Source organism: Parabacteroides sp. AF27-14 (genome assembly GCF_003635425.1).
Classification (GTDB): Bacteria; Bacteroidota; Bacteroidia; order Bacteroidales; family Tannerellaceae; genus Parabacteroides; species Parabacteroides distasonis.
Genome location: NZ_QTLZ01000004.1, coordinates 45,346 through 61,621, shown reverse-complemented (window position 1 = coordinate 61,621; position 16,276 = coordinate 45,346). Strand labels below are relative to the sequence as shown.

Sequence of the window (16,276 nt, the reverse complement as noted above, 5' to 3'; positions counted from 1 at the left end):
GATGAACATAAACGAGAAAACAAGAAAGGCTCTCCTTCGATTTCAACAAAATGAAATCACGGAGAGCCTTCTCTATACGCAACTCGCCGCTATCGAGAAAGATCCAAGCAACAAGGAAGTATTACTACAGATAGCGAATGACGAGAAAGGACATTATACGATCCTGAAAAAGTATACGGGGCAAGAGATCTCCCCGAATAAATTACGCGTCACCAAATACTACTGGTTGGCACGTATCTTGGGGATTACTTTCGCCATTAAGCTAATGGAAGGTAGCGAGGAAAGCGCCAAGAATGATTACGCCTCTTATGATGAGTATCCGGATTTGCAACAAATCGCACGTGACGAAGATGAGCATGAGCAGAGGTTGATCGCCTTGATCAATGAGGAACGGTTGGAATATATGGGTTCTGTCGTACTGGGGCTAAATGACGCTTTAGTAGAATTTACAGGTGCTTTAGCTGGCTTTACCCTTGCCTTGAGCGACTCTAGATTAATAGCGTTGACCGGAAGCATCACTGGAATAGCCGCCGCATTATCCATGGCTTCCTCCGAATATCTATCTACCAAGTCCGAGAATGGAAATGAAAACGGGAAACATCCTGTTAAGGCATCGATCTATACGGGAATAGCTTATATCTTTACGGTAGTCGCCTTGGTCGCTCCATTTATCTTTATATCGAACGTATTAATGGCTTTAGGGCTTATGCTCATCATAGCGTTAAGCATCATCGCCCTTTTCAACTATTATTATTCCATAGCGAGAAGCGAGAGTTTCCGGAAGCGTTTTACCGAGATGGCAGTACTTAGTTTTAGCGTGGCCGCATTAAGCTTCTTGATCGGATATGCGTTAAAAGAATTTACGGGCATCGATGTCTAAAAAAATCATAGTTATGTTTTGAAAAATTCATAGTTATGAGTTTAGTAAATCATAACTATGAATTTTTAGAGCTATAATCAAGCCTTTTTCCGTGTCGTACGTTTCTTCGTCGCAGCAGGTTTTTCTCCCGCCTCGGCGATTATCTTCTGGCATTCCTCCAAGGTCAAGTTCTCTGGTTTCTCTATCGTCTTAGGAATTCTGTAATTCTTTTTCTTATAAGAGATATAAGGGCCGAAGCGACCATTCAAGATTTCCATTTCCGGATCCTCATCGAACTTCTTGATAAATCGTTGCTCATCTTTTTGTTTTTTTGCCTCGATCAACTCGATAGCTTCCTCGGCTGTTATCGACAAAGGATTCAAGCCCTTCGGTATGGATACGAACTTTCCGTCATGACGGATAAATGGGCCAAAACGTCCGACAGCGGCAACCATGACCTTACCTTCATATTCACCGATCGTACGGGGTAGATCAAACAATTTCAAGGCTTCTTCCAAAGTAATCGTCTCGATAGACTGCCCCTTCATCAAGGTAGCGAATTGAGGTTTAGGAGCCTCTTTATCCTCTGGGTGCGCCTGCCCGATCTGTACGACTGGGCCATAACGACCGATCTTCACGAAAACAGGTTTGCCGCTCTTCGGATCGATACCCAATTCACGCTCACCCACTTTATGCTCCGTACGGACAGAGGCTGCCTCTTCCACGATCGGATGGAATAGTTTATAGAATTTATCGATCGCGTCCGTCCATACCATCTCGCCTTCCGCTACGGCATCGAATTCCTTCTCCACGCTCGCCGTGAAGTTATAATCCATAACACCCGGGAAATACTCCATCAAGAAATCATTCACGACCGTACCGATATCGGTTGGCATCAACTTATTCCGGTCCGCTCCTACGATCTCCGTCTTTTGGACTTCCTTGATCGTATGCTGAGCCAAGGTTATGATATTATAAGTACGCTCCGTTCCTTCCTTATCCCCTTTCACGACATACTCCCGATTCTGGATCGTCTGGATCGTAGGCGCATAGGTAGAAGGACGACCGATTCCCAATTCCTCCAAACGGCGAACCAAACTTGCTTCCGTATAGCGGGGAGGACGTTGCGTGAAACGTTCGGTAGCGACGATGTCCTTCATACTCAATACCTCGTTCAAGGTAACCGGAGGAAGAAGGCCGTTTTCCTGTTCCTTCTCATTCTCGTCATCAAAACTCTCGCGGTACACCTGAAGGAAACCGTCGAAAGTAATGACCTCACCGGTAGCCACGAACTTCTCTTTCTTGCCGCCGATGCCTACGGAGATCGTCGTACGCTCCAACTCGGCGTCCGCCATCTGGCAAGCGATCGTACGTTTGCGGATCAATTCGTATAATCTCTTTTCCTGAGCGGTCCCGCTTATCTCATCATGGCTGATATAGGTCGGACGAATCGCCTCGTGCGCTTCTTGCGCTCCCTTGCTCTTGGTATGATATTGACGGAATTTATAATATTTCTCACCGTAGGTATCCAAGATAGCTTCTTTTGCCGTCCCCAAAGCCAAATCACTTAAGTTCACGGAGTCAGTACGCATATACGTGATCAATCCGGACTCATACAGGCGTTGGGCGATCATCATGGTCTGCGAGACCGAATACCCCAACTTACGGGCGGCCTCCTGCTGCAAGGTAGATGTCGTAAAAGGAGGGGCTGGTGTCTTACGCACCGGCTTTTTCGAGATATCATCGATCGTGAAAGAAGCGTCCTTGCAAGATTCAAGGAATGCCTCCACCTCTTCCTTATCTTTCAAACGACGGTTCAGCTCCGCCTTGAGGATTGTCGTACCATCCGGCAAGATAAAGCTAGCGATCACACGGTAGGCGGCCTCCGAGACAAACTCGTTGATCTCTCGCTCCCGCTCTACGATCAGACGTACGGCAACCGATTGCACGCGCCCCGCGGATAAAGCCGGCTTCACCTTACGCCAAAGAATGGGGGATAGCTCGAAACCCACGATACGGTCTAAGATACGACGGGCTTGCTGCGCGTTCACCAAATCGATATTGATATCTCTCGGCGTCTCGATCGCATGTAATATAGCGTTCTTGGTAATTTCATGAAAAACGATACGTTTCGTATTCTCAGGTTTCAATCCTAATACCTCATATAAATGCCAAGAGATGGCCTCTCCCTCCCGGTCCTCATCGGAAGCCAACCAAACCTGCTCGGCTTTCTTCGCTTCGTTCTTCAATTCGGTCACGAGTTTCTTCTTGTCAGAGGGAATCACGTATTCCGGGGCATAATTGTGTTCGAGGTCTATACTGAAATCTTTCGTTTTCAAGTCGCGGATATGACCATAGCTAGACATAACCTTATAGTCCTTTCCGAGGAACTTCTCGATGGTTTTTGCCTTGGCGGGTGACTCCACTATTACCAAATTCTTTTGCATATCTATTTTTTGCTGGTTAGAAATCGGGTGCAAACTTACACAAATAATTAACGTACGCGGTATATCGGTCACTAAAAAAGCGTTTTTTCCTATACATTATATATATAGTCACTCGTTTCTATTTACCTTCGCGAGACAAAATCAAAAGGTTATTCAAAAATATGGAAGAGATAAAGCGACTTATTTCAGAGAATAAACTAGAAGAAGCGATCCGGCTCTTGGACGCTTACCTCACGGAGCAACCGAGATCCGACGAGGCTTGGTTTCTCCTCGGAAAAGCTCATTATAAACTAGGCAACGTACGCCTAGCCCTCAACAGCTACCTACAAGCGATAGAGATCAATCCGGAAAGCCCGGCACAAGCGGCCTACGATATGGCGATCAAGGTGCTGGATTTTTATAATAAGGATATGTACAACCATTAAGAAGACAGAGCACCCGTACCCAAATAAATTCTAGAAGTACAAGTAACTCGACTTTATGCATTTATGAAGTTAGTTGTTATTGATATAGCGTTTATTTGTATAATGCTCATTTACAACCTATAACGTAAGCTCTTCATAATAGGCATCGTTAAAGGCTTACAATGGGCATTATAAAGTGCTTATAATGGGCAATGTTAGGTGCTAAGAATGCCCATCGTAATTTGTAGAGACGGGGCGTGCCCCGTCTCTACAAGATATACAATGAATTTATGTTTCTTTAGATTTCAATCTTCCATGGGAGTAATCGTATAGTCATGCGGACAGAAGAAATGATAAAAATACAGAAAATGCTTTTTTCATATAAGTAAACTTTAAGAAATTACCTTTATCCAAATGATTATCCTTTATAAGTCAGCGCCAACATCGTAATATCATCGCTCTGCATAGCGCCGTTCACGAATGATTGGACGGATTCGGATATACCTTCGATCATGGATTTGGGGGATTGGTTCTTTACGGAGCTACAAGCCTCTACCAAACGGATATCTCCATATTGCTCATTCCGCAGGTTCATCGCCTCACTGATTCCATCCGTATAGAGGAACAAGCTGTCTCCCGCCTCCAGTTTCAAGGATTGTTCTTTATAAGCTAATCCCGGCACGACTCCCAAGGCCATCCCACCAGTCATCGGCAAAAGAGATACCTTATCGTTCTTACGAATCCAAACCGGACGATTATGCCCCCCATTGCAATAAACCACGTCGCCCGTATGGATATTCAAGATCGCATAAAAAGTAGTGACAAACATCCCATTGACACTCTCACGGCACAATAGATCATTCGATTCCTTCATGCAGACCGCCGGGGAAAGCTGCCTAAGCGCCGTAGCACGGATCACCGTACGGCTGATCGCCATGAAAATAGCGGCGGGAATCCCCTTATCCGACACGTCAGCGATCGTAAAACCCAGATGATTATCGTCCACCAAGAAGAAATCATAGAAATCACCCCCCACGGCTTTCGCCGCACTCATGGTCGCATAAAGATCGAATTGCTTATATTGCGGGAACGGAGGGAACTGCTTCGGCAAGATCGATTGCTGTATCTCACGTGCCACGTTCAAGTCGTATTGTATCTCCTCTAGCTGATGATGTTCCTTTTGGGCCTCCTTGATAAAAGAAATCTGCTCGACCGCCTTCTCGATCGTACGTTCCAGATCCTCCATATCGATCGGCTTGGTAGCGAAGTCGAAAGCACCATGGTTCATGGCGGTACGAATATTCTCCATATCCCCGTAAGCCGATACGATGATACATTTCAAGGCCGGGTTACGCATCTCGTTAATCTTCGTCAGCAATGTCAAACCATCCATCTCCGGCATATTGATATCGCTCAATATGATATCAAAGTCCGGATGGTCCAACATCATCCTCAACGCCTCCAAGCCATTATGGGCAAAGGAGAACTCATACTCTCCCTTACGGATCTTCCGACGGAAATATTGGGTTAGCAACGCTTCCAGATCCTGTTCGTCGTCTACGCTTAATATCTTGATCGCCATAATTCTTCTGTTTATTTCGTTAATGGAATAAGGAATATGAAACGGGTAAACTCACCCTCTTTCGATTCCACCTCTATCTTCCCGTCATGCTTCTCCTCTATAATGGATCGAGTGATAGATAGCCCCAAGCCAGTTCCCTCTCCCACCGGTTTCGTGGTGAAAAACGCGGAGAATATCTGCTCCCGGATATTCTCCGGCATACCGATACCATTATCCTCGATACTTAATCTTAAAGAATCTCCCTCCTTCCGTAGATCCACGGATATAACCGGCTCATACCCGATCGGCGAGAGCTTGGATTTACTATAGACCGCATAGCAAGCGTTATTCATGACATTCAATACCGCACGGCTCAAATCCTGCGGGATCACTTTCAGCATCGGAAGCCCCTCCTCGTAATGCTCCCGGATCGCAATATTGAAACCTTTATAGTTCGCTCGCATCGAATGATAAGCCAGCCAAACATATTCCTTCACCAGATTCTTGATATCCGTAGGGATGTACTCGTCATCCTTCCCTCTGGAATAAAGCAAGATACCCCGGATGATACTTGTCGCCCGGTTTCCATGTTCCTCGATCTTCTTCAAGTTACCATGCAAATCGTTAACGATCTCGCTAAACTCCTCATGCAAGGCGGTCAGCTTCTCCCAAGATTCCGGAGGTAAGACATCTTTCTCTTCTTCTAATATATCTTCCAAGTCATCCACTAACTTAGAGGACAGCTTACTGAAATTGATGACAAAGTTGAGCGGATTCTGGATCTCATGCGCAATCCCGGCACTCAACATACCTAAAGAAGATAATTTCTCTAAGTTCTTCACTTGCAAACGTAGCCGTTCTATTTCCTTACTCTGGTCTTCCATATCTATTCCTCCTCTTTAGGCGGTGTAATTGTTTTCGGTTGATATACAGGGATCGTAATTAGAAACTGGGTATATTCTCCTTTCTTACTCTCCACCTCGATGGTTCCCCGATGGTTTTGCACGATCTCACGGCATAGGTAAAGCCCTACGCCGGCCGCTTCCCCCGTTGTCTTTGTCGTGAAGAAAGGAGCGAATATCTTATCTTTTATATTCTCGTCGATACCGGACCCGTTATCCCGGATCGTTATTTCCAGCATATCCTTATTGACTTTCAATCCAAGGAATATCTCCGGACTAAAAGTCACGGTCTCCGATTTCTTCAACAGGGCATACATGGAATTTTTCAATATCCCGGCCAGAACCTTACTGAACTGCTCCACGTTTACCTCCATCATCAAAGACAGCGTCAAATTATCGAAAACAATCCGGATATTCTTCTCTTGAATATCCTGCTCATACGTTTTCTTCAATTTATCCAAGGCGATCCGGCATAATCCGTTTATGTTGGTAAGCGTAAGATTACCTCTTCGGTCTTTCAGCAATTCCTCCATCGCCTTAACGATACGGACCGTATTGAAACCATGCTCAGAGATCTTCTCCAAATTACTGGTCATCATATTCAGCAAATCTACCGAGTCATCATACACATCCGGTTTCAGATGCTCTTTCTGACTATCCAGATTTTCCCGGAGATCCTTGGCCAGCCCCGATGTCAGATTCGCGAAGTTATTGATATAATTCAGTGGGTTCAAGATACGGTCCACCAAACCTTGGGTCAATTGCCCTACGGTAGCCATCCGTTCCTTACGGACCAGCTCGTCCTGCGCCTCACCCAAGGCTTTCAAAGCCGCCGCCAATTTCTCGGATTCCTCTTGGATCGCGTCTTTCTCCGAACGGATCTCCTGCGTACGCTCCTCTACCTCTTTTACCAAATACTCTTTTTGTTTGAGTTTCCGCTTGAAAACCAACTTAGAGATCTGGCAAAACAGAATCAAGAAAAGCAATCCGATCCATTCTTGATGACCGAACTTCACAGATACACAAATACCGACCAAGCTACCCAGCGTAACCCGCTCGCAAAGTTTAATCCGCCTTTTTAACCGATCGATCTCAGTATGTAAATCCTGTATCATGATGAACCTCCTTTCCTAACTATAAATAGGCAACGTAATCGTAACTTCCGTATATTTATCTTTCTCCGACTCGATAGCGATCGTACCCTTATGGTTCAACACGACCTCCCGACTCAAGTAAAGACCTGTTCCTGCCGCTTCCGCGGTCGGTTTGGTGGTAAAGAACGGAGAAAAGACTTTCGTCTTTATCGTTTCTTCTATACCGACGCCATTATCACGGATAACCACTTGCAACTTATCCGCTTGAATACGCAATACCAACGAGACAGAAGGCTGATATCCCGGCTCTCCGGCCTTTTTCAAGACCGCATATATACTATTATCCAATATCTGCGACAAGGCTTTTCCCATCTGATCGATATTCACCTCGATTGTCAACGGTACGGAAAGCCCGGAGAATGATAGATCTACTTGATTCTTCTCGATCTCCTTCGCGTAATTCTTTCGCAAGATATCCAGATTGACCCTACATAAATCATTAATATCCACGCAGGTTCGATTCGCCGAATGATCTTTCAGCAATTCTTCCATCGCTTTTACGATTCGCACCGTGTTATCACCATGCTTGGCGATCTTATCCAGATTGCCGGTCAAAAGAACCAGCAGTTCTTGCGTATCATTATAATTATCGTGTTTACCGGTCTCTTCGTCCTCATCGATATTCTGCTTGATATCTTTCGCTAATGCGGCAGACAAATGAGCGAAGTTATTGATATAATTCAAGGGATTCAAGATACGATCCACCAGACCTTTCGTTAATTGGCCGATCGATGCCAGACGTTCCTTACGAACCAACTCGTCCTGAGCGTCCGCCAAAGCAGAAAGGGCACGGGATAGTTTCTCCGACTCCGCTTGCATCGCATCCCGCTGGAAACGCAATTCCATCGTCCGCTGCTCCACGAGATTAGAGACGAACTGTCTTTTTCGCAGACGGAATTGCGTATAATACTTTAACAGGAATAGAAGGACTACGGCTCCCACCAAATAATAAACCAGTTCTTCCTTCTTCTGGTAAACCGCCAAGGCGATCCACGCCGTCCCGATCACGGTCAGCGTCTCGATCACCCGCATCCTCCAGCGAAGGCTTTCCAGTTGTTTGATATTTATGTCACCCATCCTTCCTATTTTAAGTGTTAGAAATTGATATTCACGCCAATCATCGCACTAAAGCTTTGCAAAGGATATCCGTAATATACCTCATACTTCTGGCAAAGGATATTATTCAACTTAGCGTAAACACCAAAGGTATCGTTGAAGGTATAGGTACCTGTTAGGTTTAGCTCGTTGATGTTGTTCATCTTATACTCGCCCGCTCCACCTAATTGGGTATAACGTCCAGTAGCCAAATAATAGTCCAGCAATACGGAGACATTCTTTACCGGACGAACCGTCAAGCCTGCCGTCACTTCCATCTCAGGTTTGCCCCAAGCATGGGCTAGTTCCCCGTTAGCTTCCCCACCAATCCATGTATCACCAAAATTCGCTTTCCAATTATTATATACTCCCTTTAAAGACACATCGAACAATTGTTGATAACTATACTTCAAGTTAGCGCCAATAAAAAGCTGTTTCGTATCGATATCAGACATAGCCTCGCTGAAATTCCCGAAGTGATCTCTATCATAAATTCTCGACGGCAAGAAAAGCACATCGCTGCTCGTTATCTTATAACCGGCGAATACATCGAACCAAAATCCCGGAGCCACGCCACTCTTTATACCTAAAGTAGCATCCAACCAATTACGGGAGGGGGCGATCTCTTTTGTAGGATTTACATAACGATTCACCAAAGAGGTCTCATACATACTATTGGAATATAACTTACCACCAGCGTTTAAGTAAAGCAAGGTCTTATCTGCCACCTCTATGTCTGCCGCAATATTGGGTGAAGCCATGAACTTACTATTATCACCGGTCACCAACATCACATTAGCACCCAATTTCAAGTTCCAGCTATCCCCCTCTACCTTATAATATGGGGAAAGGATTACTTCCGCATGATTCTCGAACTCATAAGTATAATAGGTACCTGATGTAGTTTCTTTTTTTCCGGGTAAACTATAGTTGAAATACTCTACCTGTCCACCCAAGCCAATCCGCATATTCCCGTTAAAACCGGCATTCAAATCGAATTTAGCGTCAAAAGTATGTTCTGTAGGACCATCCGCTGGTTTGCCCAGCCCGTATTTATGGGAGAAATTTATATAGCCCAAATCCAGTAAGTACCCGAACGGCGCATCTTCCTTCGACTCAAATCCGATATTAGCAGCTATCGTCTGGTTTACTTGGTTTGTTTCCCGATCCACTCTATCCAAACTACCCTCTGCCATCATAGACCAAGCATCCGCAATAGGCAGTCCATAATAATTAAACGCCGAATATCCGTACTTCGCACCAATACTAAATATCGTCTTATCAAAAACATGCTTGAAATTGATGCCTCCCAGATTATCGTTGATCTTCGCCTTCACCTTCTCATCGTCCATCTGAATATATTTCACCTTTCCATTCGTAGAACGATGTGAATACCAAATATTCAACTTATCCTTCTCGGTACTCAAGATATGATATCCCAAATCACCGTTTATATTCAGATATGTGCCTACACCGAAGTTAAAATATCCCCGGCGCTTGTTGTTATCCATCTGCGTCATGATATTTCCGGAAGGCAACAAACTAATCTCTTTCTGCGGATCGGCGGCGATCGTATAATTCGAGTAATCGATCGGGATCTTACGAACCTCCGGCTCTTTCACCACGGGAAGCGTATTTACCTTGCTGGCGTCCTGCACGGAAGGATCATACTCCCGTTCAAGCGTCATCTCTCGGTTCAGGTTCTTTTCTTTCGTAACATCCTCTTGCGCACTCGCAGCAGCAGCCGAACCCAGCAAAGCTACCACACACAACGCCTTTACATTATATATAGTCTTCATCGCTTTCTTTTATTTCTTTAGTTTACCCAATCTGTCTTCGATCATCGCGGCGATCTCATCATCGCCCTTGTAGTTGTTTTGCAAACTGGTCAGATATTGACGAGCTTGAAAATCATCACCTTGGCGGATATAAATATCAGCCAACAAGATAAAGCCCCGTGCCAACCAATATTGGTGAGGCGTACCGTTCTCGATGAAGTTCATCAAGACAGTCTCGGCATTCTTATCATCCTTATTATCATAATACAATTGAGCCAATAGATATTTAGCCTCCGCCCCGTGTATCGTACGGGTATCCTTGCTGATCTCTTTCAAGTCGGCCAACGCCTTGTTCTCCTGCTTCAAGCTGATATAAGCCTTCGCACGGACATAACGGGCCTCGGACATAATCTCGGGAGATAGCTTCGGTTCCTTCAGTAAATCGTTGGCGGCAAGCAAAGCCTCTTGCGGCTGACCGGTCAACTCGGCGCAACGCATCAAGCCCAATTTAGCGGCCTCCTTATTCTCCGGATTCTCCGCTACCGCCTGTAGGTGTTTGAAACTTTCCATAGCGGCGGCGTAATCCTTATCCAGATACTCGATCTCAGCTTTACGAGCCCAAGACTCTTCCCTGAATTTCGTATCACCGCTCTCCAATACCAACGAGAACAGACGTTTCGCCTCCTCCAGATCTTTCTTGGCAAAAGCGATACTTGCCAAATAGAAATTAGCGTTCGAGCTAAACGCTCCCTGCGGGAAGGTTTGCAAATAATTCGTCAAGCTACGACGAGCGCCCTCATTATCGCCTCGCATAAATAACTTCTCGGCTGCCAAATAGGTCAAGGAGTCTTGCTCACTCACCTCGAAACGAACATTTCCACCTAATGAATTCGCATAGGCGGCAAACGAATTGATATCGTTCAACTCGATATATACGGACTTCAAGTCTTGCAAGGCCACTTTCGCCTCCTCGCTACCCGGATAATTGCTAATCACGCTCTTATAAGCCTCGGCCGCTTTCTCCGGCTGATTGTCGTTGAAGTAAATCAAACCAAGCTGTACGCCGGCCTTACGAGCCAGACTGCTTTGCGGGAAATCACGCATCAATTGCTCAAAGCTTGCCGCAGCCGCTTGATTATTATCCAATAACACGTAAGAACGTCCTTTCTCGAACAAGGCATCATCCACATATTGTGATTCCGGGAAATCACGGATCAAACGATCCATTACGCTGATCTTTCCCTTATAATCTTTCTGTAACCCAAGCAAGAAACCCTTCTGATACACCGAATAATCTCCGGCGGACGGTTGCAATTGCGCCGCACGGGTATAATTCTCTTCCGCCATAGCGAACTGACGGTTGTGGAATAAACAATCGCCGATACGATTATAAGCGTCCGCATAAGCCGGAGTCTGCTGATTGCTTTCCAGATTCACGTATTGACGGAAGCGGTTCAACGCCTCTCCATACTCTTTCAATTTGAAGTAGCTGTAACCTAAGTTATAATGTGCCAAGGCATACATATCCGTATTACGTTGGCGGGTATTATTCAAATAGGTACGATAATCGGAAATCGCCTTATTATACTCACCTTGACGATAATAAGATTCCCCACGCCAGAAATAAGCGTCGTTACGAGATTCCAGATTATAAGCGCCCAGTGAGATCGCACGGCTGAAAAGATCGACCGCCTTATCCAATTCCATATTCGTGAACGCCTGCGTTCCCAACTGGAATAAGATATCTTGTTTCGCCTCCAAGATCTTCGTACTCGGATGCTTGATCTTATCGATAGAGTTCAGAGCCGCTTGATAGTTCTTGGTAGTCAAATAAACCTCCACCAGATAATCGTTTACCTTATCGGCATATTTGGAATTCGGGAAATCATTCAAGAAATCCTCGAAGATTGTCACCGACTCGCCAAAGCCCGTGAAAGCGGTCTCGTGGATCAATAAAGCGTAATTATACATAGCCGCCTCTTTCACTTGCTTATCGAAAGAAGAAGTCGCGGCAGCCTCGAAGGCCATACGGGCGTTATTCTTATCTTTTAATTTCAGATAACTTTGCCCCAGATACAGATAAGCGTTCTGCGAAAGGGCGTCGTTCTCACGAACGGTCCGTCCCAAAGCGTTCACGGCGCTACTGTAATTACCCTTATTGTAATAACATACGCCCAAGATATATAAATCGCCCCTCAACGGGCTATCCGTCGAGGATACATATTTACTCAGCATATTAATCGCTTGATCCTCATTTCCCAGATGATAGTAGGCGTTACCCATGATACGGTAAACCTCGCTATTGTTCTCGCTATCCGGATAAGAGGCTAACAATTCCTTGCCTTCGCTGATCACTTTCTCGTATTTATTCTGTATAAAATAAATTTGCGTGATATAGTACAAAGATCGCTCCTTATAATCAGGCAAGTCCTTCAAGCGGGTAAATTCCACCAAGGCATTGTTGTATTTACCGGTCGCGTAATCGATATAAGCGACATAATAGGTAGATGCTTCCCGGTACTTCGTTCCGATCTGCTCGATCCGTGCGAAATAACCACGGGCCTTCTCCATATCCCCGGTTTGCAACAAGGAATAAGCCAAACGGAAACAATAAGCCTCCTGTTGTTCCGGACTTAGCATATCAATGTTCGATTCGTTAAACCAAAAGATAGCTTTCTGATACTCTCCCAGTCCGAAATGGGCGGAACCGATCAAGAAGTTCACCTCGTCCGCATGACGGGAAGCCGGGTACACATCCAGATAATCTTTCAATAACTCAACGGCATTGGGACGACCTTGCTCATAAGCAGAGTAGACCAACATATAATCGGCTTCTTGAATCAAGTCGGCATCCGTGGAATGCTGTTTATACGCCTCCAGTTTATCGATGCAACCTGAATAATTCTTCAAACTAAACAACTCCTTGCCTTCGACAAACAAACGGTTCGGCGCATCAAATTGGTACGATCTCTGCCCGCTTGCCATGTGGCTGCCTACTACCAGACACAGCGGAATAAGTATTCTTTTCATCACTCATTTGCTTTTTAATACAAGCACTTACTTCAGTGCCTATTCGTTCTAATTCGCAAATATAAGTAATATGCGCCAAACAGCAGGCAAGTTCTATCAATATTTACCAAGATAGATCGGTACCGCCTTTCGGATAGAGTCTAAACCGAAGTCTTCCGGATTCACATCCTCCGGGTGAAGGATCACGATCTCGGCGGCATCATCTTCCGCATGCACGTTATTGAAATCATCTACCAAACACTCATAAAACATATCCAGCGTATGCACCTCAAAGCCGGAATACATATATAAATTAGGCAAGGAAAACAAATAACGACAATTCTGGATATGCAACCCCGTCTCCTCCCTTACTTCCCGGCGAGCGGCCTCCTCCCCCGACTCAAACATATCGACGAAGCCACCGGGCAAATCCAATGTACCCTTAGCCGGCTCTTTTCCTCGGCGAACCAGCAATAACTCCCCCTTAGCGTTCTTTATGAAACAAGCGACAGCCGACGACGGGTTGAAATAATAAACAAAACCGCACGCCATACATTTTTTCGCTTTCTCGTTATGTTCCACGAAAGCTTTTGCCCCGCAAACCGGGCAAAACTGAAATTGATACAACGGATGTCTCATACTTTATGATTTATAATTCAATTAAAAACAACAAGCCGCACCTAAATATAGATGCGGCTTGCCTTATTTCGCAAATGTCTTTTCGTTATACGCAAAACCGGATTTAGACTTCCAAACCAGCGCTTTGGTCTCTTACTTCCCAACCCAAAGCACTTGCTCCTAATACGGCAGCATCGCTCTCTTTCAATTGAGAGAATAATAATTTAGTCTTACCTGCGTAAACTTTCAACATATTTTTCTCCATTGAACGTTTAATCGGGTTCATGATCAAATCACCAGCTTTCGTAAGACCGCCAAACAAAATGATAGCCTCCGGGCTAGAGAATGCTACGAAATCAGCGAAAGCCTCTCCCAACATAGAGCCGGTAGCCTCGAAAATCTCAAGAGCGATCTTATCATTCTTCATAGCTGCGTCGTATACGTCTTTTGAAGTGATTTCATCCGGATCCAAGTCGCGAAGAACACTCTCGTCCTTACGGATTTCCAGATATTCACGAGCCGTACGAGCCACACCGGTAGCTGAAGCATAAGCCTCCAGACATCCTTGGCGACCGCAACCGCACTGACGACCATTGTTACGACGCATGATAACGTGGCCCAACTCGCCGGCAAAACCGTCATGTCCGTATACCAAGTTACCACCGATTACGATACCGCTACCCACGCCAGTACCCAAAGTGATCACGATAAAATCTTTCATACCGCGAGCGGCTCCATAAGTCATCTCACCGATAGCGGCAGCGTTGGCGTCGTTTGTTAAAGCAACAGGAATACCATCGATCTGTTCGCTGATCAATTGAGCCAAAGGAATCTTACCTTTCCAAGGCAAGTTCGGAGCGAATTCGATACATCCGTTGAAAAAGTTTCCGTTCGGAGCACCTACACCCACACCTTTAATCTTATCCGGACCACCAGCCTGATCAATAACAGACTTCAGACCTTTAGCAAGTTCCGCTACATAGTCATTAACGTCTGCATATTTACCAGTCTTAATTGATCCACTATACAAGATTGTTCCTCTTGCGTCAACTACACCAAAAACAGTGTTGGTACCACCTATATCGATACCTACTACATAAGGCTTCTCCATGATTTTATATTTAGGATTAATAATGATTTTCCTCTTTCTGGGTAGCAAATATAAGAGGTTTAACACAAGTTGCAATACGATTTGAAGAAAATTTTACAGATTCCTGTCATTTTATCTTCTTTTTTCGAAAACTTATGTTAAGCAACATTGTTATATAATAATGGAGAATTATCGCAACGGTAATATCTCGATCCAATAGTCATCCGGATCATTAATAAAATACAATCCCATCTTGGTATTCTCGAAGCAAACCGCTCCCATTTCCTTGTGGTATTTACGTACCTCCTCATAATCGCCGGCTACCCGGAAACAAAGATGGCTCTCATTGTCGCCTAGCTCATAAGGTTCTTTCCGGTCACGCAGCCAAGTCAGCTCCATCAAGAAACCGGTTTGCTCATCCGTTAAATAAACCAATATAAAAGAACCGTCTTCTGCGACCTTTCGATGATGCTCTTTCAATCCCAACGCTTTGTTATAAAAAGCGATACTTTTCTCCAAATCCAATACGTTAATATTGAAATGGTCAAATCTGCCTTTAACTTCCATACCTAAATAAATTTATATGTTTTCTAAAACCTATACATTAATAATATATTATATATCGGTACCCTCACCCGGTACAGAAAGGACAACATACCGGCAACCTTTCGATTCGGCATACGGGGCAAAAGCCATGACCTCCGCCGGACGTTCCCAGAAATGCATCGGCACAAAGATACCGGTCTTTATCCGGTCGATGAATTGTTGGGCACCTCGCATAAAATCGGTCCCTAAGCGGGGATCTACCGGAAACATGACAACATCCATCGCCTGCGTATATTTCGCTATTATATCCAGTTCTTTCAGGTAATTCCCTTCCGCCTCCGCAACTTCCTGTGGAGTAGACTCATCTTTCCAATGCCAATTATTCAAGTCTCCGGCATGAAAAATCAGTTTACCTTGCGCCTCGATCAAAAAAGAGATACCGACATCGGTCGATCCGAACGCCCTAATCGTTAAATGCTCATCTTGGTACACATCTCCCTTCTTCATATAAAAAGCGTCCTCGGCTTTTGCCCGGCGGCGTTTCAAGATATCCTTGGAGAAAATATATTTGATATCGTCTTTCTCCTCTTTCCATTTCAACACGTCCGGATTAAAATGATCCGGATGGAAATGTGATGCCAAGACGTACAACGTCCCCGGACGTTTTAATAGCTCCCCACGCACAAACCCCTTCGCCGGGCCCGGATTCGTATCTTTGAAATAATCGATCAAGATGGAGAAGCCTTCCGCCTCTACAACAAACCCGCTATGATAAATATACACCAGTCTCATCCTATTCTCTTTATTTGTTTA

General features: G+C 45.0%; 13 protein-coding genes. 2 read left to right on the top strand and 11 right to left on the bottom strand.

All coding sequences use genetic code 11. From position 1 onward, the window contains the following. Window position 1 precedes the first annotated feature (1 nt). On the top strand, window positions 2–880 hold the full coding sequence (locus DWY79_RS05665; protein WP_005867660.1) for a VIT1/CCC1 transporter family protein: 879 nt from the start codon (window positions 2–4) through the stop codon (window positions 878–880). 77 nt (window positions 881–957) lie between these two features. On the opposite strand, the gene topA is transcribed toward DWY79_RS05665, so the two are convergent. Next, a complete protein-coding gene (topA, locus tag DWY79_RS05660) occupies window positions 958–3,306 on the bottom strand; it encodes a type I DNA topoisomerase (protein WP_008777893.1) in 2,349 nt (782 codons plus the stop codon). A 161-nt stretch (window positions 3,307–3,467) separates the two neighbouring features. Here topA and DWY79_RS05655 point away from each other — a divergent pair, with 161 nt between their 5' ends. Continuing rightward, window positions 3,468–3,731 (top strand): tetratricopeptide repeat protein, encoded by a 264-nt coding sequence (locus DWY79_RS05655; protein WP_005859264.1) that lies wholly within the window; start codon window positions 3,468–3,470, stop codon window positions 3,729–3,731. Between the two features lie 397 nt (window positions 3,732–4,128). Here the strand turns inward: DWY79_RS05655 and DWY79_RS05650 are convergent, their stop codons facing one another. From DWY79_RS05650 to DWY79_RS05605, 10 genes are all read right to left on the bottom strand, one after another. After that, window positions 4,129–5,292: a PP2C family protein-serine/threonine phosphatase gene (locus DWY79_RS05650; protein WP_122144948.1), complete on the bottom strand. Its 1,164-nt coding sequence runs from the start codon at window positions 5,290–5,292 to the stop codon at window positions 4,129–4,131. Between the two features lie 11 nt (window positions 5,293–5,303). Then, entirely contained in the window at window positions 5,304–6,155 is an 852-nt protein-coding gene (locus DWY79_RS05645) for a sensor histidine kinase (RefSeq protein ID WP_005859269.1), read from the bottom strand. 2 nt (window positions 6,156–6,157) lie between these two features. Further along, window positions 6,158–7,288: a sensor histidine kinase gene (locus DWY79_RS05640; RefSeq protein ID WP_008779247.1), complete on the bottom strand. Its 1,131-nt coding sequence runs from the start codon at window positions 7,286–7,288 to the stop codon at window positions 6,158–6,160. A gap of 15 nt (window positions 7,289–7,303) precedes the next feature. Next, window positions 7,304–8,404 (bottom strand): sensor histidine kinase, encoded by a 1,101-nt coding sequence (locus tag DWY79_RS05635; RefSeq protein ID WP_005867656.1) that lies wholly within the window; start codon window positions 8,402–8,404, stop codon window positions 7,304–7,306. A 17-nt stretch (window positions 8,405–8,421) separates the two neighbouring features. Further along, window positions 8,422–10,221, bottom strand: coding sequence for a TonB-dependent receptor (locus tag DWY79_RS05630; protein WP_122368998.1), 1,800 nt, complete (start codon window positions 10,219–10,221; stop codon window positions 8,422–8,424). 9 nt (window positions 10,222–10,230) lie between these two features. Continuing rightward, complete coding sequence (locus DWY79_RS05625) at window positions 10,231–13,230, bottom strand: tetratricopeptide repeat protein (RefSeq protein ID WP_122368997.1); 3,000 nt, start codon at window positions 13,228–13,230, stop codon at window positions 10,231–10,233. Between the two features lie 96 nt (window positions 13,231–13,326). Continuing rightward, entirely contained in the window at window positions 13,327–13,848 is a 522-nt protein-coding gene (locus DWY79_RS05620) for an NUDIX domain-containing protein (RefSeq protein WP_008772740.1), read from the bottom strand. A gap of 103 nt (window positions 13,849–13,951) precedes the next feature. Continuing rightward, window positions 13,952–14,938 (bottom strand): ROK family protein, encoded by a 987-nt coding sequence (locus tag DWY79_RS05615; protein ID WP_005867650.1) that lies wholly within the window; start codon window positions 14,936–14,938, stop codon window positions 13,952–13,954. 168 nt (window positions 14,939–15,106) lie between these two features. Next, window positions 15,107–15,484, bottom strand: coding sequence for a VOC family protein (locus DWY79_RS05610; RefSeq protein WP_005867648.1), 378 nt, complete (start codon window positions 15,482–15,484; stop codon window positions 15,107–15,109). Window positions 15,485–15,532: 48 nt separating this feature from the next. Next, on the bottom strand, window positions 15,533–16,255 hold the full coding sequence (locus tag DWY79_RS05605; RefSeq protein WP_057326178.1) for an MBL fold metallo-hydrolase: 723 nt from the start codon (window positions 16,253–16,255) through the stop codon (window positions 15,533–15,535). Between the last annotated feature and the right edge of the window lie 21 nt (window positions 16,256–16,276).

Bases quoted from the DNA above. Each gene is read 5' to 3' on its own strand.
- DWY79_RS05625 (WP_122368997.1), bottom strand. From the start codon at position 13,230: ATGAAAAGAATACTTATTCCGCTGTGTCTGGTAGTAGGCAGCCACATG.
- topA (WP_008777893.1), bottom strand. From the start codon at position 3,306: ATGCAAAAGAATTTGGTAATAGTGGAGTCACCCGCCAAGGCAAAAACC.
- DWY79_RS05610 (WP_005867648.1), bottom strand. From the start codon at position 15,484: ATGGAAGTTAAAGGCAGATTTGACCATTTCAATATTAACGTATTGGAT.
- DWY79_RS05650 (WP_122144948.1), bottom strand. From the start codon at position 5,292: ATGGCGATCAAGATATTAAGCGTAGACGACGAACAGGATCTGGAAGCG.
- DWY79_RS05640 (WP_008779247.1), bottom strand. From the start codon at position 7,288: ATGATACAGGATTTACATACTGAGATCGATCGGTTAAAAAGGCGGATT.
- DWY79_RS05630 (WP_122368998.1), bottom strand. From the start codon at position 10,221: ATGAAGACTATATATAATGTAAAGGCGTTGTGTGTGGTAGCTTTGCTG.
- DWY79_RS05655 (WP_005859264.1), top strand. From the start codon at position 3,468: ATGGAAGAGATAAAGCGACTTATTTCAGAGAATAAACTAGAAGAAGCG.
- DWY79_RS05645 (WP_005859269.1), bottom strand. From the start codon at position 6,155: ATGGAAGACCAGAGTAAGGAAATAGAACGGCTACGTTTGCAAGTGAAG.
- DWY79_RS05620 (WP_008772740.1), bottom strand. From the start codon at position 13,848: ATGAGACATCCGTTGTATCAATTTCAGTTTTGCCCGGTTTGCGGGGCA.
- DWY79_RS05665 (WP_005867660.1), top strand. From the start codon at position 2: ATGAACATAAACGAGAAAACAAGAAAGGCTCTCCTTCGATTTCAACAA.
- DWY79_RS05635 (WP_005867656.1), bottom strand. From the start codon at position 8,404: ATGGGTGACATAAATATCAAACAACTGGAAAGCCTTCGCTGGAGGATG.
- DWY79_RS05615 (WP_005867650.1), bottom strand. From the start codon at position 14,938: ATGGAGAAGCCTTATGTAGTAGGTATCGATATAGGTGGTACCAACACT.
- DWY79_RS05605 (WP_057326178.1), bottom strand. From the start codon at position 16,255: ATGAGACTGGTGTATATTTATCATAGCGGGTTTGTTGTAGAGGCGGAA.